This is a genomic window from Mesorhizobium sp. WSM4809 (assembly GCF_055811655.1).
On sequence record NZ_JBVVQW010000018.1, the window covers coordinates 90,932 to 113,938 of the forward strand.

Consider the following 23,007-nt stretch of genomic DNA (forward strand, 5'->3'; position numbering starts at 1 on the left):
AATGAGTTGGAGCCGATCTACGCAGCTGGATCAGACGTACGGGCGAGCTTTGCGAGCGATGCCGACGCCAGGACAGCGCAACCGAGACCGACCACAGAATCGCTGTCCGGGATTTCGCGGAATCGCGATCCGCCAGTTCCTGATAACGAATGGCCGCTGCACATACGATGCAGGTTCACCCAGAGATTATCGCTTTGCTTCCCACCCAAACTGTTCCGTCTCTGGGTGAAATCATCCAATTCCAAATCCGCTGCGTGATTCTCCTCCAGTGTGGCGTTGGTGCGCAGAGCCCGAAGGAGATCCTCGATTTTGCTGACCTCGCGCCAGGCCTTATGGCCCGCGCTGTATGTCTCCTCAAGTGCCTGCCGGGCCAGGTCGGCTTTTGCACTAGCCTCTTCTAGCACCTTTTGAAGCAGCTGCTCGTGTTCGCGCAGCGAGATCATCTTGGCCTTCACTTCTTCGAGATCGATCAAAGCGGCGGCTTCCCCGATTAACGGATCGTATAGCGCGGCTTCGCGACGGGTGAGGTCTTCGCGCCATCCGTGAAGATCGGTCAAGGCGGTTCCGACGGCCGCGACAGCACTGTCGAGAGCCGCGTGGCGCAGGCGCAGCGCATCCTCAGCGTTGCGGCGCCGCATTTCTTTCAATGCGAAAAGGCGATCTACAGCTTTGGGTATCATGCCAGACACGCGGCAAGCCCATCGAGCATTGCGTCGAAGCCGATCTGCTCCTTTGTCGACTGCCGCAAGAAGGTTCGTATGCGGTCTATCCTTGCAATCGCTTCATCGGTGAGCGGATCGGCTCCTGCCCGGTACTCGCCGACGCGTACCAACAGTTCCACCTCCTGATATTCTGCCATCAGCTGCCGCAGCTTGCCGGCCAACCGCGCATGGTCCGAGGACACGATAGCGCTCATGACGCGGCTGATACTAGCCAGAATGTCGATGGCGGGATAGTGGTTCGACATCGCCAGGGCGCGTGAGAGCACGATATGACCATCAAGGATGGACCGGGTTTCATCGGCCACCGGTTCGGCCATATCATCGCCCTCCACGAGCACGGTGTAGAAGGCCGTTATGGATCCCCGATCGTTGTTCCCGGCGCGTTCCATAAGCCGCGGCAGTGAAGCGAAAACCGATGGCGGGAAACCACGCCGCGTCGGCGGCTCGCCGGCCGCGAGACCAATCTCCCTCAGCGCACGCGCGAAACGGGTCACTGAATCCATGAGCAGCAGTACACGCTGTCCTTGGTCGCGGTACCATTCGGCGATCGCCGTGGCGACATAGGCCGCCTTGGCCCGCTCCGTTGCGGAGCGGTCGGAACTGGCAACGACCAAAACCACTCGCGATCGCGCCTTTGCACCGACACCGTGTTGGATCAATTCTTGCACCTCCCGGCCACGCTCGCCGATCAGAGCTATCACGATCACGTCGACCGCCGCGCCTCGCAACAGCATCGAGATCAGGGTACTCTTGCCCCCGCCTGCTGCGGCAAAAATGCCGATGCGCTGTCCCTCGCCGCACGTGAGAAGACCATCGATCGCCCGTATGCCGACAGCAAGAACCTTGTCGATGATCGGACGGGTCAAGGGATCCGGTGCGTCCCTATAGACAGGCACGCGGACTTCCGGAAGCAAGGGTCCCTTGGTGGATGCGTCCAAAGGTCGGCCGAAACCGTCGAGTACGCGCCCGAGCAGGTTCCAGCCGGACGGTACCATGAGGGGCTTTCCCGTTGGGATCACTTCCGTCAGCGTGGAGAGGCCCTGCATTTCGCCGAGCGGTGTCAGAATGGCGACATCGCACTTCACGCCGACGACTTCAGCCGACAATTCGAAGTCGCTCTCCGGACTGCGGAGAGTGCAAAGGTCGCCAATGCGGGCACCCGGCGCCATGGCATGGATTACAGTTCCAACGATGTAGAGCACACGGCCGCGGACGCGCATCGTCGACGCCTGTGCAACGGTCCTTTTTGCGCGCTGGAAGAAACGATCGATGTTTTCCTGCTCGGGGGAAAAACCACGTCCGTTGGCTCGGCCGGTTCGGACATCACTCATGCTTTTGGAACTTGACAATTGTTTGGCTTTGCAGCGACGGATAGGCCGTTTCGCAGGCCACTTTCGATCGCGGCAAGCTGGCTCTCGATCGTGGCGTCGACCAGCCCGGCATCGGTCTCAAGAATGCATCCGGCATCAGTGACGCGCGCGTCGCCAATCAGGTCGACGACGGCGCGCGATGTCGCCGTCGGGAGGATATCGTCTAACCGGTTGCGGACTGCTTCGAGCAGCGACGGTGCCACGCGTAGCCGGACGAGCGAGCTGTGGCCCGCGAATTTCATACCGCGCAAAGCGATCTGCACCGCCGCCTCCACCGGCTCGACAGTGTCGATGATCCGGCGCGCGATCTGTAGACCCACATCGATGATCTGCTCCTCATTTTGCGCCATAATCCGCAGAGACTCCGTAGCGATCGCGGTCAAACGGGCTTCGATTGCCGGTTGTGCTGCAGCCAGGCCAGCTTCTTTGGCCCTCACCTCGATCGCTTGGGCGGATGCGCGCGCGGCGTCGATGAGCGCACAGGCTTCGCGCCGTGCCTGAATAAGCACTTGCTCGGCGTCCACCAGTGCCTGTGCGGTCCCAGCCGGCAAGATTCGCCCAGGGCCGAGGATATCGGCCGATGCAGGGGTCAGCTGAACCAGTGCGACCATATCGGCATCCTCTTACGGACCAGGCGCCGCATCGCATGAAATGCGTCCTCGCCAGCATTGTCGTCACGACAGTTCTCAACCGCCGTCGCCCAGATTGGCGCGGGGCGGCGCAAGCCTAGCCGAGTTCGCAGCATTTGCGGAATGCCACCAATTGCCAGACCGAACATCGCTGCGCCGCATTGAAGCAAAGCGCTGGGCGCGGACGGAATGTCGGAAGCACCAAGCGCCGACATCAGTTTGGGAGTCGGTCGCGGTAAAAGTGTGGCTTGCGAAGCGAATGCGACGGCTTCTTCGCCGAGAGCCGCGCGAACCGCTGTGATATCGGTCGTCCGAAGAAGTCCTATAAGGCCGGGTGCACCCACCCAGGCGCCGGCCAGGCTCATAAGGCGCACGGCGTCCGGGGCGGGGAGGAACGAGAGCCGGTTTCGTGGCACGGCAGCGGCGGAAATGATGGCGGACGGTTCATCAGTTTGGCCACGAAGGAGCCAGCGTCCAAGCTTAAGACGCGTGAACGGGTCTATCAGAACGTTATCCAGCGGCATCCATTCGGGCCAACCATGCGCCATTGTAAAATCGAGATCAGCGGCAGGATCGGCAATGCAGCACATCACGGCTCTCGCCCACGGTGCTTCAAGCCATACATCCGACACTGCTGCTGTCCCGGCGATCACTGCTGATTCGTTCAATTCGGCTAGTCTCATTGAGCCGCTAAGGCGGATATCTGACGGAGGCGACGCCATAGCAGGAACCCGAGGACGCCATTGCCGAACAGCGACACCGCTATTACGCATACAAGCCCGATCACCAGATGGGCTGCGCCACCCTCCGTCGTGACGACGGCTGTTCTATCGACGGAACGCAATAAAGGCTGATCCTGACTTGCTTCTACGAGCACGACGGAGACCCTTTCATAGGATAGGGCTTCCAGGCTGTTTGCGACGAGCTCCTTGATTTTCGGTACCATCTGATTGACGGTAGTGCCGGATGCGTAACGGACAAGCACGGCAGCGCTCGACGGGACGGCGGGGTGTCGATCGTCACTCGTCTCGTCGGGTGACAACACCACATGGACCCGGGCATTGAGCACACCATCGAAGATAGACAGTGTCCGCGACAGCTCCTGTGTGATGCCATAAATGTAGCGCACGCGTTCTTCTGTTGGCGATGAGATCATACCTTCTTTCTTGAAAAGACTGCCCATATCGGCGTAGAGGTCGTGTGGCAGTCCGGCGCCGTTCAACAGTTGCATGGCTGTGGGAACATCCTTAATATCTACTGACAACGTGGCAGTGCCGCTGTTGTCCGTCGTTTTTTCGGCATAGATGCCTTGACTCATGAGCAGTGCGAGCATTTCGTTCGCTTCCTGCGCTGGAAGGTTGCGGTACAGCTCGAGCTTCGATTCGCAGCTCGCCAGCGTCAACAACAAGAGAATTGCCGACAGCCGCTTCGATACGAAGGTCACACCCGTCCACCAGCTCAGATCATTCAGTTTTTCAGGAAAGTATCCAGGCTTTGTGTGGCTTTGCCGACCACCTTGGCTGTTAAGTCGCACTGTATGGACAAAACTGAAATCTCAAGCTGTGCGTTCAGCCAATCGCCTGAGTGGATTTCTTCCATACCCGCTGTGCTACGAGTGGCTTCGATGGCGTGGGTAAAGCGGGCGCTTAGCTTCTCCATGCTGCTGAGGATGACGTCTCCCGGCGTGCGGGCGACGCCAGATCCACGCGCCACTTGGGTCGACTGGTCGATCGCAGACCTTTCATGCTTTGGCGGCAATTCGGGCCGATTGAATTCGGCGCGAAATGGGTCCAGGGGTTCAGTCGATATTTCCGATACGAATGCAGTGTCCGTTGGCAAAACGGATGTCAACGCCGCTGGGCTGATGCTGTTCACGTTCACCAGAAGTCCCTCTTCACATGTCCAATCGAATTCTTGCCAATAGCGGCGACGAGTCCATCCACATCGGGTTCTCCACCCGGAACCAGCCTGAGTACGGCATCGCGCTCGCTGAGCCGTCTGGCCAGATGGAGAGCCAGCGCGCTGAACGCCAACCCATATGCGTCGTTGGTTTCCGAAAGCGGACGGAGTTGCTCCAGCGCTGCCTCGATATCTCCTACCGTCAGATCCGCAACGGCGTAAGCGATAACGGACTCCCTGCTGCCCGGCGCAAGAGCGTCAAGTCCTTTCGCAATTCGCCTGGCCCGCACTACGTCGTTCGAAATGCAAGCCAAGAATGCCGCTTCGGCAAGATTGCGCCGTAAGCCGCCCCCCATTTCAGTGCGACTCTCGGAGGGCACAGATGTACACGAACGAGACATGCGGATATCGAATTTCCCTTCTCTGGCTAAGACGCGCGTCATCTTCCGATGACCATGCCATCTGCTACGGACCGATTTGAACGCGACTACAGCTTCTTCAAATCGCTCCCGCAATGACCGGCATACCGCTTTCATCCTCAATTTGCACCCGGGCGCTATCCAGACGCGACAGCCCACGTCAACAAAGGATTTTGCCGACCGACTTGGCACGCTGGAAGACATGGTGTTTCTCATGCCAATGTTGTTCAATAGAGTTTCAAGCGCAAATAGAAAGGCGATATGTGTCCATACTTTTTGGATATACGAGAGCGTGTTCGTCCTATTCATATCAGTTGATGCTCCAATGCCATCATGCCTGCTGATATATACATATCCAAATAATATTGGTCGTTCTATTTTATTTTGGGTATTTGGTCAGAGATACCGGTGGCCTCTGGCGTTTCAAGGGCTTGGGAACCGGGGACGCAGACGCCATCAAGCCGTATGGGCAAGGCTCCCGGCTTGAGGAAGAAGGGAAAGCGAGGGTGGCACCAGCATTGGCAGACGATGTCCTGGCAGTGGCTTTGGAGTCTCTGTTGATGAATTCAGATACTCCTTGCGCCTTGTCCGTGGCTGTGAAGCGCATTGAGCTCACGGTCGACGGTGTCGGGATCGTCATGGAGGCGACAGGCGAACGATCAGTGCGATTAACCAGCAGGATTGCAAAGACAGTGCCGGATAATGAACTGGAGATCCGTGACTTGCTCGGAGAGAACCTGCTCTACTGTGTTTCTGTCCCGGTGGCGCTCTGTGCCGATCGAGGCGGTGCTCTGCTGCTTTGGGCTGACATTGATCACGTCGATTGCGATCGGGCGGTTGTAAGCAAACAAATGGCGTCATTTTGCAACGCAGCGATTTATTGGAATGGAATTTGCCACCACCATCGCAAAATCAACGAGTCGCTGCTCTCCAAGGATCAAAACTGCGCGCGCGGGCCCGATGTCAGTTGCCACAACGCTTGCGAGTCCACGCGTGGACGTATGGATGGCAAAGATCTGGACGGGACGATGATGAGTGCGCGGCAAACGATCGCGCAGGTGGAGAGCTTCTTGAGAAAAGGGCGGGAACAACTCGACCGCCAAGCTGAGCTCTTGGGCGACTATGCCATGACCGGCGATGCCCTTTCCGCATTTGTTAAGGCTCAAGACGAGAGTTTTCAGCAAGCGTACACATGTGAGCGGCAGGCGGTTCTGAGCGATAGCATGACTCTCACGTCCAATCTGCAGCCAGTACGTGCGCCGCGCGTCAAACCAGTACGGCAGTGGGTCTAAGGCGGCGATGCAGAAGGTAGAGAGGCTAGTAAGGGGCAGTGGCGAAGTGGACATTACTGAGGCCGGCCGGCTAGCGCGGCTTACCGAAGAAATCATCGCAGGGCGTACCGATTTGGCCGCTGTCATTGGGATGACGGATGACGAACTCGAGGCAGTCTACGCGCTCGGCCATCGGTTCTATTCCTCTGGTAGATATGGCGATGCGCTGATCTTCTTTCGTTTTCTCTGTATGCACCGGTACATGGACTCGAGATTTTGGTTCGGATTGGGTGCTGCCAGTCAAATGTCCGGCGAAGCGGCAAATGCCGTGCGTGCATATGGGCTGGCTGCGCTGCTGAATGGGGAGGATCCGCAGATTCCGCTTCGCGCTGCGAAATGCCTCATCAAGCTCGGCCAGCGGGCGGCCGCTGTGAGCGCGCTTGAGAGTGTATTGGAGCTTAGCGGTGGAAAGCCGCAGCATAAGGCTTTCGCTCAGCGCGCGTCGCTGATGCTGCGCCAGCTCAGGTCCGAAGCAGCGTGTAAAGGAGCCTGCGATGCCTAAGGTGAGCATGACGGAACCGATCGCTGGAATGCGACTTAAACCCACGGTGCCAACTAAGATCGACGCACCCAACCGCAATTTTTCGGTCGGTTCCAGCAAATCGGGCGCAGAACATGCGCTGCCGCCAGTGGATGTCGGTGCTCCGGTGATGGATGCGGCGCCAATGTTGCCCCCACCACGGGCCTTTGACGCGATGGAACTGGCCACGAAGTTTCTAGCCCTCAAGATAAAGATGGCCGACGCCCAGGCTGCCGCGGGTATGGAGGATGTGCGGCTCCGGGGTGAACTGCAGAAGCAGGAGAACGAGAAAATCGCCCGAAAAATTGTCGATGCGGCGGAGAAGTTGAGGGAAGCGAAGAAGAGTTCGGCCGCCATGAGGATATTTGGATGGATTGCGGTCGCGCTGTCGGTGGTAGCGGCAGCGTTCACCGGCGGGGGTTTCGCCTTTGCGGCCGCAGCAGTGGCAGTGACCGTGGGGATCCTGACCGAGACAGGGGTCGTCGAAAAGATGACGCAGGCCATTGCGAAGAGCCTGATCGAAGACCTGGGGATGGCGCAGGGTCAGGCCGAGTCTTGGGCCACTGTCATTACGGCTTTCATCTTCCTTGCTTCTGCGCTGGCAAGCTTGGGTGCCGGTGCTGTGTCTGGTGGGTGGAATGCGGTGACGAGCATTGCCACGAAGATCACAAGCCAGGGCGATAAGGTGGCGAAGATCGCTATGGCAAGTCAGCGCGTTGCGACAGCGGCTTGGGCGGGCGAAGGTACTGCTTCAGTAGCCGAGTTCTTAGCAGGAGCTGCAAGCGGAATAATCAAGAAGCAGGCGACGGACGTCAAGGCGGAGACGCTGGATATGAGGAAATTCCTCGCTAAGCTGGCCCGGCTTCAAGAGGACGAAATGGCCCACATCCAGGAATTGGTCCTCGGCGTCAAGACCATGACGCAAAGAGTTGTCGAAGTCATCGAGGAGCAGAGTCGATCCGCGTCAACCGTCATACGGCACATCGGCTGACGAGCGATAATAGCTGTCCAAATCTACCAAGTCTAGGAGAGTATGCATGCTACACACCGTCGTACAAGCAACCGACAGTCGCGGCCCTCGTCTGCCGGACGGCGATTTGGATGAACATCGGCCCATTTTGCCTATGTCCGTGACGTCTAGTGGCATGGGAGTTAGCTACGGCGAACTGACAACAACACCAGCCGATCTTTCCAAGCTGACATTGAGCGGTTCGCCGATGCTGGCAGACAGCGTCGTCCAAAACATTGGTGCCGAAACCGCTCTGGGAGCACGGCTCGCCTCGGTCGATACATATCTAGTTTTTCAGTTGCTGCACAGCCTCAATTTGAAGTTCCGGGAATCTGCAAGACTGGACCGGCAGGCCGCGCGTGACTGCGATATTGCCGCACAGGAAGCTGCTGCCAAGGCGCTCCGCGCTGCTGGAGAATTTGATCTGCTCAGCACGCTCACAATCTCTGCCTTCGGGATAGTCGGTGCGAGCCTGGGTATTATGGGCGCGAGCAAAGCACAGACTCGCTTCGATGAGCTCAGCCACGAAACGGGTTTTCGGGCTGATACTAAGCTGGCCGTAGAACAATCTCCGGAGGTTAGCCAGCCGCCCTCCTTTGACCTGACTGGGATCTACATAGCCCAGCAGGTCGCCCAACAGACCACCATGACCTGGAGCGGCCTCGCCACGGGCATGACCGAGTTCGGTAAGATCCCAGGTGCCATCTTCAAAATGGGGGCAACCAGTGAGCAGGAGAAAAAGGCAAATCTGGAAGCGGAGGGTACCAAGATGCGCTCTCGCGCCGAGGACGAAACTGAATTCAAATTGGTATATGAAAAGATGATCCAGGATATTCTGGAAAAGTTTTCCGACATGAGACGCGCGGACGCTGAAACGAGGAGCAGGATCGCCAATATGGGATGAGAGCAGGACAAGTTAGATCTACAAAGGAAAAGGTCAGTGACAATCTCATACGTGAGCCTCTCAACTCAGCTTTATCGCGACGTGTCCGATAATTTCGGGAGTGGGGGTAGCTTGGACGGGTTGGCACTGCTGCTCCAGATCGAGCGATATTATTGTCTCGAGAATCAAGTTAGAGACGAATTCGACGAGATGCGGAAGCGAACCGATTGGCTGACAACTGCTAACTCCGCTCTCGCCGCGCTACGCGCCAACCGGCCGCCTGACGACAAGGCACTCACAAATTATGGCACATTTGTCGACGGGCAGGGCAAGACCCAAGAGGTCCATCAGTGGATGCTCGAAAACGGCATCCCAATCGAGCAGTTCGGAAACGATGCCGCCGGCATTCAGTCGGAGTTCGATGCTGCCATCTCGAATCTCAAAGCGCGCATCGATTCGGTAAATAGCGAGTCGCAGCTGGATTTGATCCGCCTGCAGTCCTTGATGGACAAAGTAAAGCATTGCCTTGAGTTGGCGACCAGTTTGTTGGCAAAGTCTGACAAAGCCAAAGAGAACATAATCGCCAATATCAGGTAAAGAGCGGATGCAAGGCTGAGGCTCCTGGCCTAGGAATCAAGCGGCATTGTAGTTTGTCACCGAAAAGGATGAGCATCTGGCTATTGCAGGCAGAACTACTGTATTTCTTTGCCTCTTCTGGTTGCTGTCACCTTTAGGGGGGTGCAACGGCAGTGGTGCGACTGCCGAGCGCGGGGTTTTGCTGAATAGGCCGCTTTTCGTCCCGCCTGACTTCGCCTCTTTGCGAAAACGTCGGGAACCGCAGACTAACGGCTTTGAAGTGCTTGGGCAGAGGCAAGCCCAGCCAGTGGCAATCACAGGGGAGCGGAAGCTGCCGGTGGTGTCGGATAGCAGGCGGGTGAGCCTTGACTATGCGAATGCCGACATTCGCCAGGTGGTGCAGGATATCGTAGGTGATATCATGAGCATGGCCGTTGTGATCGATCCTGGCGTTGGAGGGAGAATGACCCTTCATACAGCTCGCCAGGTGCCCGCGAGTGAGGTGCCGCGGCTTCTGGACAAAGCCCTTGCACCGCACGGCTATGGACTGGCTGCGGATGATCAAGGAGTGCGGGTGGGGCGCTTGGCTGACCTCGCGGGCGGCATCCAGAGCAGCGTACAAGTTATTCCGGTGCGGTATGTTGACCCGGCTGAGATCATCGGGGTAGTCCGACCGAACTTGCAGGAGGGTGTGCGTCTCACGCTAGCGCCCGGAGGGAGAGGCATTGTTGTCAGTGGCCCTCCCGGATCGCTGAGTTCTGTGCGGGAACTGGTCGACCTCTTTGATACCGACGCCATGCTTCACAAGTCATTCGCGCTGTATACGCTGTTTCAAGCGAGCCCGGCCGAAATTGAGCGAGAACTCAGTCTGTTGTTTACGCAAAATGGCCAAGAGAGAGAGCTTATCCAATTTGCGGCGCTAGAGCGACTGAATGGTATCCTCGTTGTGGCAGAAAATCCTGCAGCTCTCAAGCAAGTCCGCCAGGCGATCGCTAAACTGGATAGTGCGTCGGAGGCGACTGCAAACATTCACGTGCGTCCACTGCTCTACCGGCGGGCTACGGAAGCGGCGCATGTGCTGGCGCAAACTTTCGTCGCTGAGGCGCCCAGTGCTGTCCCGCCTGCACAGCCCGCGGGAATGTTCGGCAACTTATCGCTGGGAAGTGGCGTATCCAATCAAGCCAGCCCGCCGGTCAATGCGCCAGGTCTGCCGGCCGAAATGCCAGATGCGACCCCCTCGAGAACGCATTCAGTGGAGGAGCCGGTGATGTCAGCGAACCGTCTTGGCCTCTCGGCGCCGGTGCAGATCCAGGCGGACCCCGGACGGAACGCACTCATAGTACTCGCAGCACCGCACGACTACAAGATCGTTGAGGCCGCGATCCGTCAACTCGACGTCAGGCCTCGGCAGGTTCTCATCCAAGCCATCATCGCCGAGGTGCGGCTGAATGACAGTCTGCGCTACGGCGTGGACTATCTTCTCTCCACTAGGGGCCTGGGCGCAGTTCCAAGCGGTCTATCCTATGTGTTTCCCGGGACGGACCTCAACATTGTGTTACATGGGCTAAGCGCGCTTGGAGAGGTCAAGGTTGTCTCCGCGCCGCGCATTCTTGCGGTCGACAATCAAACCGCCACGATCCAGGTGGGCGATCAGGTCCCGATCCTCGTCCGATCATCGCAATCCACCGTAAGCGAGAACTCACCGATCGTGAGCGACGTCGAGATGCGCGACACAGGGGTGATCTTGGCTGTTACGCCCAGAATCGGTGCCGGTGGTAGTATAACACTCGACACGTTTCAGGAGGTCAGCACTGGCAACAGGAACACGCTTACCAATGTTCAATCCCCAGTAATCTCGGTGCGCCGCCTCCAGAGTACCGTATTGACCCGAAACGGCGACACGATCGCAATCGGCGGATTGATGCAAGATAGCACTAACCAAGCCAATTCTGGGGTTCCTGTGCTGAAGGACATTCCGCTTTTGGGCGGACTGTTCGGCAGCACCGAATTCGCCAAGGAACGAACTGAGCTTTTGATATTGCTTAATCCGCGGGTGGTTGACAGTGACGCCGAAGCAAGGGCGCTGACGGAGGAGCTGCGCGAAAAGCTCGAGTCGCTAGCCCCCGATATGGGCCGCCGGCTAACGCCGTCAGCTCAGCCGCAACCGTCGGGCAGACAGCGAAATGGGAGCGGCTGACGTGGGCCGGCGGTGGTTTTTTCATTGGCTCGGGTGCTGGATTGTGGGGCGAAGCCGTGTTGCCGCAGCTGATTTAGTGACTGTGTAGTCGTCCGTGAAGAAAGCGATTTTCGCGTCAACCGTGAAAGTGATCTTCGTTGGAGCGCTTTGTCCCCACTGAGGGAGGGAATTCAGGCTGATAGCGGCCAGAGTGGTGGCGTTAGGAGGGTTGTGAGCATTGCCAGGAACCAGGCGCACAATAGCCTCAGCCAATTGAGCAGGAGGCTGAAGTTGTAGTCGACGGCGGCAAGCACCGGCGTTGTTGGCATCGCCCTGTGACAAGGCCCAAAAGTTGCGGCCCAAGCAGTGGTCGTTCTTGGATGACGGGTTCGATGGCGGCCTGGCGTTGTAGCGCCCGTTTTACGGCCTTGGTGAGGCCGCGCTTAGTAGCCGGCGACATCGGCCTTGAAGGTTTTATCCTTCGGGGCGTTGTGGCCGCGATCGCCGGCATCGGCGGCCATTTTGGCGAGGTTGGCGCCGATCGAGTTCTCGATGCGGGAAAGAATGGTGGCCAGCGTGTGGCCGTCACAGGGACTGCCCGCAGCACCGTGATATGGGCGACGAACTGGCCGTCGCGGCTGCGATACAGCGGCGTGGCGACCGAGACCTTGACGTCGAATTCATAGGGCTTGTGGGCCTTGCCACCTGCCGATGCAGTCGACCTCGGGAGCATGCAGGGAGTAGACCTTCCTGCCGCGTTCACGCTGGCGCTGGTCCCCACGCCGGTGTCGGACGATCACCGCGCGGAAGTCGGCCGGCTTGGCCAGCCGGGTCGGCGGGTTATCTGGAAATACGAAAGCTAAGCGCTCCCGTCTGTTTCACTCTCCTCATCGATTTTCGCGCACCGGTAGTTTCCGGCGCTGCAGGCGCTTAGCAGCATTGAGGAAAGCCCCGCCCGACACACCCAATGGCTTGCTCAGCTTCCTCGATCGAAAACGCTGAACGCCCCCGGCAGAAAGGAGGCTGGCCAAATATATTGATAGGGCGTAGCGTTAATCGTGAACCATGTCCGATTATCTGCTTTTCGTGCGGAATATTCGACATGATTTATGGAGCCGCGATAAACGTTGCTACAAATCCGTTGGCATTCGGCTGTCCGCTTTCGGACGGAGAAAAGGGTCGTGTCCCCGTATGTGGTGTAGCTCGTCGGCAGCAAAAGCTGCTCGCGAGCGCGCCCTCGATAGCGCTGTAGATGCTATGGGCGGCGGCAGCACCCTCGACGCTGTTGAGCAGCTACCTAAGGAGCGCCCCATGTCACCATCCTTTGATGCAAGCAAATCCCTTACCGCCCTTGATCAGGACAGCACGTTGGTCGCAGTGATTGAGATGAGCCAGACAAAGTGGCTCATTGCTGCGACGGTCCCTGGCTTTGAACGTAACCCTCTCAAGAAGCTCGATGCCGACCCGGATGAGGTGTTCAGGCTGTTGCGCCGCTGGCGCAGCGAAGCCATCCAAGCCGGGCGTGAAGTCCGGCGCATCGTTGTCGCCTATGAGGCTGGACGCGACTGCTTTTGGTTGGCGCGCTGGCTCCAGGCGCGCGCTGTCGAAGCTTATGTCATACATCCATCGAGCGTCGCGGTTTCCCGTGAACATCGGCGTGCCAAGACCGATCGCCTCGATACCGAACTGCTGATGCGCGCCTTTCTTGGCTGGCTGCGGGGCGAGAAGCGCCACTGCAGCATGGCAGCCATCCCAACCATCAATGAGGAGGAAGCCCGCCGTCCGAACCGTGAACGAGACAATCTCGTCCGCGAACGTACACGGATCGTCAACCGCATAAAGGCAATCCTCGCTCGCTTCGGCATTCGCGCCTTCAAACCCAATCTGCGCAAAGCTGCCGAGAAACTGGAGGCTCTGCATACGGCGGAAGGTATGCCCCTACCGGAACGAAGCCGAGCCGAGTTGCGCCGTAATCTCGGACGGCTTCACCTGTTGCGTGAACAAATCCACGAGATCGAACAGGAGCGGTTGCGGCAGCTCTCGGTGGTTCCGGACACGGAGAAGGGTCCGCTCGCGATGGTTCGCCTTCTTGCGCGGATCATCGGTGTCGGTATCGAGACTGCGGACATGCTGGTGAATGAGATTCTCTCACGCGGCCTGCGTGATCGGAGAGCCGTCGCCCGCTATGCCGGACTTACCGGGGCGCCGGATGAGAGCGGCCAACGCAGGCGCGAGAAAGGTCTTGCGCGGGCCGGCAACGCTCGCGTCCGCTACGGCATGATCCTACTGGCTTGGCGGTTCCTCCAATTCCAAAAGGACAGCGCGCTGGCGCACTGGTTTTGCGCGAGAACGGCCGATGGCCGTGGCGGTACGCGCAAGACAATGATCGTGGCTTTGGCGCGCAAGCTACTGATTGCCTTCTGGCGACTTGTCACGACCGGCGAGATCCCGACGGGAGTAGCCCTGCGTCCGGTATAAAGCATGGAGGAGCGTTCGACAGGACGAGCATTGAAGTTTGGCAGCTGCAATAGCATCTGCCGATAACGATCCGAGGTGGTGGTGATCCCGGCCGCTCACATGGCTTACGACGCCGCGCTGTAGAATGGGCCCACCGCCCGGAGCTTCGCCGCCGATGCGTATGGCTGCATCATGGTTTTTGATCCGCGAGGATCAACCGCATACAAGCTTGCGGCGCGTTTACGGCGCCGGATGGCGAGCTCCCCTCGGTTTGCAAGTTATAGACCTCTACGAACAGGCACCTGCCGGCTCAATGTAACGCTGCCGCCGTGCTCGTGACCATCAAGGGCAAGTCGCTTCGCGATGGCCAAAGGCCCACCCTTGACCGTCACTGCGCGCGGCGCCCCAATGAACCCCGGAGCCAAAGCAGGAACAAATGGGGCGCCACAGTCCGAACAAGGAGACGGAACGACTGAAAGATCACCTTGACAAAGATTAGCCCATACAAGCGAGCGAGCGGCTTTGCGGTGGTCATCGGCGCTTTCCGGTAGGGCCTGGTTGCGACACCAACCTTTGACCGGAAGGACTACCGATGACCGACGACATGATGAACCTGCGCGCGCTTGTAGAGAAGACACCCGATGCCGATCTCTTGCGCGAGATGATCGGCTTTGCCGCCGAGCGGCTGATGGAACTGGAGGTTGGGGCCGCCACCGGCGCCGGCTATGGCGAGAAGACCCCGTTGCGGCTGGCTCAACGCAACGGCTACCGCGAGCGGGATTGGGAGACGCGGGCCGGCACCGTCGAGCTGCGCATCCCCAAGCTGAGGAAAGGCTCCTACTTCCCAGGCTTTCTGGAACCGCGCCGCATGGCCGAGAAGGCGCTGACGGCGGTCATCCAGGAGGCCTATGTCCAGGGTATCTCGACGCGCTCGGTCGACGACCTGGTCAAAGCCATGGGCATGAGCGGCATCTCCAAGAGCCAGGTCTCGCGGCTGTGCGAGGAGATCGACGGCAAGGTGAAGGCCTTTCTCGAGCGGCCGATCGAAGGCGACTGGCCATACCTGTGGATCGACGCCACCTACCTGAAGGTGCGCCGCGGCGGTCGCATCGTCTCGGTCGCCGTCATCATCGCCGTCGGCGTCAACGCGGACGGCCGGCGCGAGGTTCTGGGCATGGAGATCGGCACCTCCGAGGCCGAGCCGATCTGGACGGAGTTCCTGCGCAAGCTGACGCGCCGAGGCTTGCGCGGCGTCAAGCTCGTCGTCTCCGACGCCCATGAAGGCCTCAAGGCCGCCGTCACCAAGGTGCTCAGCGCGACATGGCAGAGGTGCCGCGTCCACTTCATGCGGAACGTCTTGGCCCATGCCGGCAAGAGCGGCCGCAGGGTTGTCTCCGCCTTCATCGCCACCGCTTTCGCCCAGGAGACGCCAGAAGCCGCAAGCACTCAATGGCGCGCCGTCGCCGACCAGATCCGGCCGAAGGTGCCGAAGCTGGCGACAATCATGGACGACGCCGAGCCCGACGTGCTGGCCTACATGACCTTCCCGAAGGAGCATCGCGCCAAGCTGCACAGCACCAACCCGATCGAGCGCCTCAACGGCGAGATCAAGCGGCGCACAGAGGTCGTTGGCATTTTTCCCAACGAGGATGCCATCACCCGCCTCGTCGGCGCCCTGCTGCTCGAACAGAACGACGAATGGGCCGTCCAGCGCGCAAGATACATGACACTGGAAACGATGTCGCAGATGAGCGATGATCCTCTGATCAGCTTGCCAGCCGTGGCGCGCTGATCAGCCCGGCCAATGCCGGAGAGCACGGCGACCAAAGCCGTCAGCTACACCACTCCCAGGGACACGATCGAGAAAAGATGCCACCGACCTTCCGCGAGGTAACCGGATGTCTTCGGCACAGGTTCATCAGCAGCGGCCTTGCACACAATAAAGTCGTTCAAGTGGCGCATTATTTGCACATCAGGATGTGAGCACAAATCATGCACCCGCTGGCCGTGGTTCCCGCTGGGCATAATAGTCGTTGATCCGTTGGAGGTGAATCATGAGGAACATTGACGTGCGTGGCAAGGCCCCCATGCGGTTGTTTAGTGCCATCGACCTTGATACAATGGACGATCCTCCCACCGGGCCGCTTGCGCGGTTTGAAGAAGCCGGCGGAGCATCCAGTTCTGTGGTGCCGCAGACGCGCTCTGAGTTTCAAGGCCCACGCACCAGGGAGGAGCAACCCAGCAGTATCCTTTCTCTACTGTTTGAACAAGGTGACACAGCTGAGAGGCTTGATCCGATCGATCTGCTGAGCTTGGCGCAATTAGGTCCTGAGCTGCGTGATTTCGTCCAGCCACTTCCGGCATATCAAGAAAGTCGTCAACGGGCTGCCCGAGTCCAGGGCATCTGGGGAAGGTTACAGCAACCGGGAGCAAGTCCCTTGACTGGGGTGATGTATTCCGGCGTGATCCAACCACTGGCGCGCAATTTCAATTGCCTCCTAAATAACCAGAAGGATGCTCTCGTCGAACTAGTCGAGAAGCATGACGACCCTGATATGCGCAACTCGGCCCTGGAGGAGATCGGAGCGGACTTGGCTAGCCTCCCGCCTGAGCTGCAGAAGCGTCTCGTCATTGTCGCCGAGAAATTTGACGCGCCAGAGGATCGCGGCTCGGCACTATGGGGCCTTGGCGCCGGAATAGCAGAGCTTTCGCCCGAGCTGCGGCAGCGTCTTGTGGTGGTCGCCGAGAAACTTGAAAATGCAAATCGCGCTACAGCCGTATGGGGCCTCGCAGCCGGCGTGGCAAGGCTTGCGCCTGAGTTGAAGGAGCGTCTCGTCGTCTTCGCCGAGCAACATGAAGATCCCGAAGATTGCGTCCTAATCCTACGCGGCTTCGGAACAGGCGTGGCAAGGCTTGCGCCAGAGCAACAGCAGCGTCTCCTGGCCGTCGCCCACCGCATTAACGAACCGGAGTATCGCGCCTTGGCCCTCAGCGCGCTCGGAACAGGTATCACTGGTTTTGAGCCCGAGTTGCAGCAGGTCCTCGTCGGTCACGTCGAGAGGCTCGACGACCCGCATCGCGCCGGGTTCATCGAGGGCCTTGGAGCCGGCGTGGCAAGGCTTTCGGGCGATTTGCCGGATGCTGTCATCGACCTTGCCGAGAGACTTGACCCCTTAAATCGCTCCCGAGCTCTAGAAGCCCTTTCAGTTGGTGTCGCAGAGCTTCCGTTCGCTCTCCAGGAGCGCCTCGTCGGCCTCGCTGAGAGTCTCGAGCACCCGGAGCATTGCGCCTCGGCCCTACGCGGCTTCGGAACAGGCGTGGCAAGGCTTGCGCGAAAGCTACAGCAGCGTCTCCTGAACGTCGCCAACCGCATTGACGAACCATACCATCGCGCCTTGGCCCTCAGCGCGCTCGTAACGGGTATCACTGATTTTGCGCGCGAGTTGCAGCAGAGTCTCGTCGGCCAGGTCGAGAGGCTCGATCCGGAGGATTGCGCCTCGGTCCTCGAGGTCTTTGGAGCCGGCGTGGCGAGGCTTTCGCCCGATCTGCAGAAGCGACTAATCGTCCGTGCCGAGCGACTTGACGACGCCAATCGCGCCTCGGCCTTACGGGGCCTCGGAGCCGGCCTACCACGGCTTGCGCCCGAAGTGCAGCATGGCATCGTTACATTGGCCAAGAGCATCGCCCCCGAGTATCTCGCAAGAGGTCTTGAAGGCCTTCGGCAAAGCTTGGCAGAGGTTACCCCCGATCTACAACGGCGCTTCGCTGCCCTTGCCGACCGAATTGACGAGCCGGAGTATCGGGCTCGCGCCCTGGCAGCATTATTGCCCTAGTTAGTGAGGGCTCACGGATGACCTTCAAGGCTTATTGAACGGCGTGGTGAAGGGGCGTCCAGATCTGCCCGTCGCGTGTTCGCCCCGCCACCTTGCTCCAGGTGATGCGCAGCGAGCCATTCGCGTCAGGTACATCGCCCGGCCGATTGCCGGCAGGCACCTGGCGCGAGCCGCCGCGTCGCCTTCGTAAAGTCCACCACGGCGGATAGCCTGCGCGTCGATCCTCGACATGATCTGCGCGATGGATCTTTGGTCAGGCATGAGTCCCGTTCCATTTTATGGGGCGGGCCATTCTGGCAGTACACTATTCCCCTCAAGATGAACGTCCGCCATTCTCTTTTTAGACGCCAGAGGCTGTCATTCCGCTATACGGCCTCGACTGTCGTTGCCGCGCGAGCAACTATAGCGCCGCAAGTCAATACAGGAACGACACAAGCGGCCTACCCCGCAACCATCGGATCGGAGGTGCCGATCACTCCGTGGCAACCGCCGGGGCTGCGCAGCGTCAATCGATGGCCAGGCTCCCCGCACAGACCACCCTTACGACAGCCTTTTTCATGACAATTCCACCGATAGCCGGTCGACGCCTGCACGCCATGCGAAGCAACGTGTCTCCGTAAGATGGCACAAAACAGCGCGAACAACGTGAGCGCTGTTCCGGCACCACCTTTCGCGCGTGGTCGTGAGCAGCGATGTTCGGAGCCTTTGAGGGCTTCGACACATGACGATTTCAGAGCTTACGCTTAAGTCCAAGGATTCTGAGCCGGCGCGACGTTTCGAGGTGTTCACGGGTGCCGGCCGACGGCGCGAATGGTTGCCGGAGGAGAAGGCGCGGATCGTGGCGGAAAGCTACGATGCCGGCGAGACCGTGAGCGCAGTGGCCCGGCGATATGCATTGTCCCCGCAGCAGTTGTTCGCCTGGCGCCGGTCCGCGCGGGTACCGTTGGCGAATGCGCCGGGACCTGAGCCGTTGTTTGTTCCAGCAGTGGTCGCGGCACCGGAGCCCGAACCGGCGGGGAAGCGTGCGAGATCGACGCGGAAGCGGAAGGCCGCGCGAGAAGCCGGCGTGATCGAACTGGAGATTGACGGTGTCGCCATGCGGGTCGGTCGTGGCGCCGACACCAGGACGGTGGCGGCGGTGATCCGTGCGCTGAAGGCGCCGTCGTGATCGGGCCGACGGGTGTGGTCAAGGTGATGGTCGCGACGAAGCCGGTGGACTTCCGCAAGGGGCCGAGGGCCTGGCGGCGCTGGTGCGCGAGACGATGGGCGCCGATCCGTTCTCTGGCGCGGTCTACGTCTTCAGGGCCAAGCGCGCCGGTCAAGCTGGTGTACTTCGACGGCACCGGCGTTTGCCTGCTGGCGAAGCGTCTGGAGGACGGGAAGTTCTGCTGGCCTGCCATCACCGATGGCGTGGTGAGGTTGTCGGCGGCGCAATTGCAGGCGCTCCTAGCAGGGTTGGATTGGCGGCGCGTGCATGACGCCCGCGAGACGCGCGCGCCGGTCGCGGCAAGTTGATTCCATAGGCGGCTAGACGCGCTGGCAAAGTATTGGAATACATGATTGATTCGGCTTTGTGAGCAACCCGGCCGAGCCTCAGACCAACGATCCGATCGCGCTTCAGGCGATGCTCGCGGTGGAGCGCGCCGAGAACGAGCGGCTGCGTCAGATCATCAAGGAGCTGCAACGTCACCGCTTCGGCCGCAGGGCAGAGAGCCTGCCCGTTGACCAGCTGCTGCTGGGTCTTGAAGAGGCCGAGCAGGTCGAGGCCGAGGGCTTCGCGGCGCAGGACGCCGCCGATCCTGCCAAGCGCGAGGCTCGCGCCAGTAAGCGCCGCGCCAACCGCGGTTCACTGCCCGCGCACCTGCCGCGTATCGAGCAGGTCATCGACATCCCCGACAATATCTGCCCGTGCTGCAAGGGGATGCTGCACGTCATGGGCGAGGATCGTTCCGAGCGCCTCGACATCGTACCGGCGCAGTTCCGCGTGATCGTCACGCGCCGACCGAAGTATGCTTGCCGGAGCTGCGAGGAGATTGTAGTGCAGGCGCCGGCTCCGTCGCGGCTCGTCGAGGGCGGCATCCCAACCGAAGCGACTGTCGCTCATGTGCTGGTGGCCAAGTACGCCGACCATCTTCCCCTATATCGCCAGTCCCAGATCTACGCGCGCCAGGGCATCAATCTGGATCGGTCCACGCTCGCCGACTGGGTCGGCAAGGCAGCCTTCCTGCTCCGGCCCATCCACGAGCGGCTGTTCGAGCGGCTGAAGGCGTCCGGCAAGCTCTTCGCCGACGAGACCACGGCGCCGGTGCTCGATCCCGGCCGCGGCCGAACCAAGACGGGCCAGCTGTTCGCCTATGCGCGCGACGATCGCCCCTGGGGCGGGGTCGATCCGCCCGGCGTCGCCTATCTCTATGCGCCCGACCGCAAGGCCGAACAGCCACTGCGGCACCTTCAGGGCTTCCTCGGAATCCTGGAAGTCGACGGCTACGCCGGATACCGGGCGTTGGCCGAGCGCAATGCCGCCTGGCGTTCTGCTGGGCGCATGTCCGTCGCCGGTTCTACGAACTGGCCCAGTCCGGACCCGCACCGATCGCCACAGAGGCGCTCCAGCGCATCGCCGAGCTCTACAGGATTGAGAGCGAGATACGGGGACGCTCGCCCGAAGAGCGGCGCGCCGCCCGCCAGGAGAGAAGCCGCCCCGTCATCGATACCCTTCAGCCATGGCTGCGCGAGAAGCTCGCCCTGGTTAGCCAGAAGAGCAAGCTCGCCGAAGCAATCCGCTACCCGCTGTCGCGCTGGGCTGGGCTTGGTCGCTTCCTCGACGACGGCCGCGTCGAGATCGACTCCAACGTCGTCGAACGCTCGATCAGGCCAATCGCCCTCAATCGGAAGAATGCGCTCTTCGCCGGTTCCGACGGCGGTGGAGAGCACTGGGCGACGATCGCCTCGCTCGTAGAAACCGCGAAACTCAACGGCCTCGACCCGTACGCCTACCTCACCGACGTCATCACCCGCATCGTCGCCGGCCATCCGCAAAGCCAGATCGACGACCTGCTGCCCTGGGCCTACACCCCCGCACCACTCAAGGCCGTGGCCTGAGAACAGCGGTTACCGAACAACGCTCCCGAGGGCTACTTATTCGACAACAATGATCGGTGCGGGATCAATCAGCTTTGGTGCTTATTCGCTCCGTCTGCCGCCCGATCGAGCGCAACCATTTTCTTGACCAGGGCCAGCAGGTCGCGCTTGGTGCCGTGCGGCAGAGACACGACCTGCTCCGCGAGCCTTCGGCTCGTTGGTTATTGCTGGTTTTTTATCTTGCTCAGGTGCTTGGGCAATTGGTGCGACCAATGCGATGGGCTTGCTTTCGTTTTGAGCAACAGTGGGCTGTGCAGATACTGCAGCCGGGGGGTTCATTTTAGTAGTCCCTAGTCGGAAAGATCCAACGGCTAATATGGCGATCAGGTACAGCGTCACCGAAATTGCAAGGCTCGGTGCTATTGCGTTAGGAACATGCTGACCATTTTTCCCCTGCATCGGCAAAGCTATCGATTTTCAAGTCGCGGCAGGCTCGTCGGAAGGCGGTTTCGGCTGATCTCCCGTTGTCGAGGCGTTGTAAGGGAAGACATACCCTTGCCCGTCAGTCGCCGGACGCTGCTCCTCCGGAATCGAGCGTGCGTCGTAGCCGCTGATGCTGAGCAGCGGGATACGCATGTGATTCCTCTTTTTTGTGGCGGATCTTTGCGGCCTCGGAGGAACCCGCCTGACCGTAGCGACTTGTAGAGCGAGATTATTCATGGGCCACCGGCAAGCCCGGGGCCAACACCCAAAATGGCGGGCTCGGCCGAAAGCAGCTTCTTCGCCGCTGCCCTGACCTGGTCGAGCGTCACTTGTTGGATGAGGGCCGGGCGGCGCTGAACGTAATCTATGCCAAGTTTGTCAAGCTGCAACGCGAGAAGCGTGGCTGAAATGGATCTCGAGGAACCCAGATTCTGAATAGCGTAGGCGCCGATCAGATACTTCTTGGTCGCCTCCAGCTCCGCCGCTGTTGGCCCTGTGTCCACCAGCTCCTTGATTACTTGTCTTATCAGGTCGAGCGTCTCGGTCGCCCTGTCGGCGCGCGTCGAGGTGGTCACCACAAGCGAGTTGGAATGCTCGTACGTTTCCAAGCTAGAGGAGACATCGTAGGCAAGGCCACGCTTTTCGCGCACTTCCTGGAACAGCCGTGAGGTAAATGGCGAACCACCCAGTATGTCGTTTATCAGCTGCGCGGCATAGAATTCCGGGTCGCTGCGTCCGATGCCGGGAAAAGCCAGGTGGAGCGAAGTCTGGGGTAAGGCGTAGGCGACCAAGGTCGACCAGCCAAGCTTCGGGGTGACATCAGGTACCGTCGCAAGCGTCTGTTTCGGGGGCAAATCGCCGAACAACTCGTCGAGCCTTGCACTCAGGGACTTGGCATCTATGTCGCCCACGACCGCGACGTGCAGCCCGCCGCGGGCGAAAGCGGCCTTGTGGAAGGCGCTTAGATCGGCGGGCGTTATGCGCGCCAGGCTTTCCTTGGTGCCCTTGGGCGGCCTCGAATACGGGTGTGCGCCATAGATCCTGCGTCGCCAGGCATCCACGCCGATCGCGTGAGGTTCGCGCTCGTTGGCGATGATGCCGGAGAGAAGCTGAGCACGGATTCGGTCAAAGGGTTCCTGATCGAAGCGGGGCCTGTTCAACGCGAGCCTGATAAGATCGAAAGCGGCGTCCCGGCGCAGGGTAAGCATGCGCACCGAGCCATAGATGCCATCACGCCGCGCTTTGAAGCTCACCTGAGCGCCGGCATCGTCGAGCCGCACCTGAAAGGAGTCGCCGCCGTAATCGCCTGCGCCTTCGTCGAACAAGCCGGTCATCAGATTGGCAAGCCCCTCCTTACCGGCCGGGTCTTGGCTGGTACCGCCGTCAAATACGAACTGGAGCGTGATGATCGGCAGCGTATGGTCTTCCACCAGCCAGGCGGTGATCCCCTTTTCAGATTTCACCTCCTGGATGTTCAGGGCAGCCCGAGCGGTAAGTGCCGGGAGGACGAGGAACAAAATAGCAAGGCAAAGCACAGCCAGAGAGGAGGCGAGGCGCCGGCCCTGTCCAAAAGGAGAGGGCAATGCTTGTGGAATGGCCCTGCGGTAGAGGTTCGTCATCAT

19 protein-coding genes and 3 pseudogenes are annotated in these 23,007 nt (G+C 60.0%); 13 read left to right on the forward strand and 9 right to left on the reverse strand.

What is annotated here, in order from left to right; translation table 11 throughout:
- Window positions 1-17: 17 nt before the first annotated feature.
- From sctO to sctI, 6 genes are read right to left on the reverse strand one after another with little or no spacing between them, the layout of a single operon-like run.
- On the reverse strand, window positions 18-680 hold the full coding sequence (sctO, locus tag AC0L24_RS29020; protein WP_473564554.1) for a type III secretion system stalk subunit SctO: 663 nt from the start codon (window positions 678-680) through the stop codon (window positions 18-20).
- Window positions 677-2,053, reverse strand: coding sequence for a type III secretion system ATPase SctN (sctN, locus tag AC0L24_RS29025; RefSeq protein WP_473564555.1), 1,377 nt, complete (start codon window positions 2,051-2,053; stop codon window positions 677-679). Before sctN ends, sctO begins: the two co-directional genes overlap by 4 nt.
- Window positions 2,050-2,703, reverse strand: a complete 654-nt coding sequence (locus tag AC0L24_RS29030; RefSeq protein ID WP_473564556.1) for a FliH/SctL family protein — start codon at window positions 2,701-2,703, stop codon at window positions 2,050-2,052. Before AC0L24_RS29030 ends, sctN begins: the two co-directional genes overlap by 4 nt.
- Window positions 2,682-3,389, reverse strand: a complete 708-nt coding sequence (locus tag AC0L24_RS29035) for a hypothetical protein (RefSeq protein WP_473564557.1) — start codon at window positions 3,387-3,389, stop codon at window positions 2,682-2,684. The genes AC0L24_RS29030 and AC0L24_RS29035 overlap by 22 nt, the downstream gene beginning before the upstream one ends.
- 11 nt (window positions 3,390-3,400) lie before the next feature.
- Window positions 3,401-4,165, reverse strand: coding sequence for a type III secretion system inner membrane ring lipoprotein SctJ (gene sctJ, locus AC0L24_RS29040; RefSeq protein WP_473564558.1), 765 nt, complete (start codon window positions 4,163-4,165; stop codon window positions 3,401-3,403).
- A gap of 23 nt (window positions 4,166-4,188) precedes the next feature.
- Entirely contained in the window at window positions 4,189-4,602 is a 414-nt protein-coding gene (gene sctI, locus AC0L24_RS29045) for a type III secretion system inner rod subunit SctI (RefSeq protein WP_473564559.1), read from the reverse strand.
- A gap of 17 nt (window positions 4,603-4,619) precedes the next feature.
- Between sctI and AC0L24_RS29050 the strand changes: the two genes are divergently transcribed.
- From AC0L24_RS29050 to AC0L24_RS29080, 7 genes are all read left to right on the forward strand, one after another.
- Window positions 4,620-4,964 (forward strand): hypothetical protein, encoded by a 345-nt coding sequence (locus tag AC0L24_RS29050; protein WP_473564560.1) that lies wholly within the window; start codon window positions 4,620-4,622, stop codon window positions 4,962-4,964.
- 635 nt (window positions 4,965-5,599) lie between these two features.
- A complete protein-coding gene (locus tag AC0L24_RS29055) occupies window positions 5,600-6,331 on the forward strand; it encodes a type III secretion system chaperone (protein WP_473564561.1) in 732 nt (243 codons plus the stop codon).
- Window positions 6,332-6,377: 46 nt separating this feature from the next.
- Complete coding sequence (locus tag AC0L24_RS29060) at window positions 6,378-6,872, forward strand: SycD/LcrH family type III secretion system chaperone (RefSeq protein ID WP_473564562.1); 495 nt, start codon at window positions 6,378-6,380, stop codon at window positions 6,870-6,872.
- Window positions 6,865-7,881, forward strand: a complete 1,017-nt coding sequence (sctE, locus tag AC0L24_RS29065) for a type III secretion system translocon subunit SseC family protein (RefSeq protein ID WP_473564563.1) — start codon at window positions 6,865-6,867, stop codon at window positions 7,879-7,881. The genes AC0L24_RS29060 and sctE overlap by 8 nt, the downstream gene beginning before the upstream one ends.
- A gap of 46 nt (window positions 7,882-7,927) precedes the next feature.
- Window positions 7,928-8,803, forward strand: a complete 876-nt coding sequence (locus tag AC0L24_RS29070) for a hypothetical protein (protein WP_473564564.1) — start codon at window positions 7,928-7,930, stop codon at window positions 8,801-8,803.
- Window positions 8,804-8,914: 111 nt separating this feature from the next.
- On the forward strand, window positions 8,915-9,379 hold the full coding sequence (locus tag AC0L24_RS29075) for a hypothetical protein (protein WP_473564565.1): 465 nt from the start codon (window positions 8,915-8,917) through the stop codon (window positions 9,377-9,379).
- Window positions 9,380-9,716: 337 nt separating this feature from the next.
- Window positions 9,717-11,555, forward strand: coding sequence for a secretin N-terminal domain-containing protein (locus tag AC0L24_RS29080; RefSeq protein ID WP_473564566.1), 1,839 nt, complete (start codon window positions 9,717-9,719; stop codon window positions 11,553-11,555).
- 170 nt (window positions 11,556-11,725) lie between these two features.
- Here AC0L24_RS29080 and AC0L24_RS29085 read toward each other — a convergent pair.
- Window positions 11,726-12,310: pseudogene (locus AC0L24_RS29085) on the reverse strand (transposase family protein); the annotation flags it as partial.
- Between the two features lie 535 nt (window positions 12,311-12,845).
- Here AC0L24_RS29085 and AC0L24_RS29090 point away from each other — a divergent pair.
- From AC0L24_RS29090 to tnpC, 6 genes and pseudogenes are all read left to right on the forward strand, one after another.
- Entirely contained in the window at window positions 12,846-14,012 is a 1,167-nt protein-coding gene (locus AC0L24_RS29090) for an IS110 family RNA-guided transposase (RefSeq protein WP_473564567.1), read from the forward strand.
- Between the two features lie 571 nt (window positions 14,013-14,583).
- Window positions 14,584-15,783, forward strand: a complete 1,200-nt coding sequence (locus AC0L24_RS29095; protein WP_473564568.1) for an IS256 family transposase — start codon at window positions 14,584-14,586, stop codon at window positions 15,781-15,783.
- A 262-nt stretch (window positions 15,784-16,045) separates the two neighbouring features.
- A complete protein-coding gene (locus AC0L24_RS29100) occupies window positions 16,046-17,824 on the forward strand; it encodes a hypothetical protein (protein ID WP_473564569.1) in 1,779 nt (592 codons plus the stop codon).
- Between the two features lie 721 nt (window positions 17,825-18,545).
- The gene (tnpA, locus tag AC0L24_RS29105; RefSeq protein ID WP_140762215.1) at window positions 18,546-18,992 is read left to right on the forward strand and encodes an IS66-like element accessory protein TnpA; all 447 of its coding nucleotides are present in this window, start codon (window positions 18,546-18,548) and stop codon (window positions 18,990-18,992) included.
- Window positions 18,993-19,018: 26 nt separating this feature from the next.
- Window positions 19,019-19,339: pseudogene (gene tnpB, locus AC0L24_RS29110) on the forward strand (IS66 family insertion sequence element accessory protein TnpB).
- Window positions 19,340-19,448: 109 nt separating this feature from the next.
- Window positions 19,449-20,923: pseudogene (gene tnpC, locus AC0L24_RS29115) on the forward strand (IS66 family transposase).
- A 456-nt stretch (window positions 20,924-21,379) separates the two neighbouring features.
- Here tnpC and AC0L24_RS29120 read toward each other — a convergent pair.
- Both AC0L24_RS29120 and AC0L24_RS29125 read right to left on the reverse strand, forming a co-directional pair.
- Window positions 21,380-21,538: a hypothetical protein gene (locus AC0L24_RS29120; protein ID WP_473564570.1), complete on the reverse strand. Its 159-nt coding sequence runs from the start codon at window positions 21,536-21,538 to the stop codon at window positions 21,380-21,382.
- Between the two features lie 80 nt (window positions 21,539-21,618).
- Window positions 21,619-23,007: a M16 family metallopeptidase gene (locus AC0L24_RS29125; protein WP_473564571.1), complete on the reverse strand. Its 1,389-nt coding sequence runs from the start codon at window positions 23,005-23,007 to the stop codon at window positions 21,619-21,621.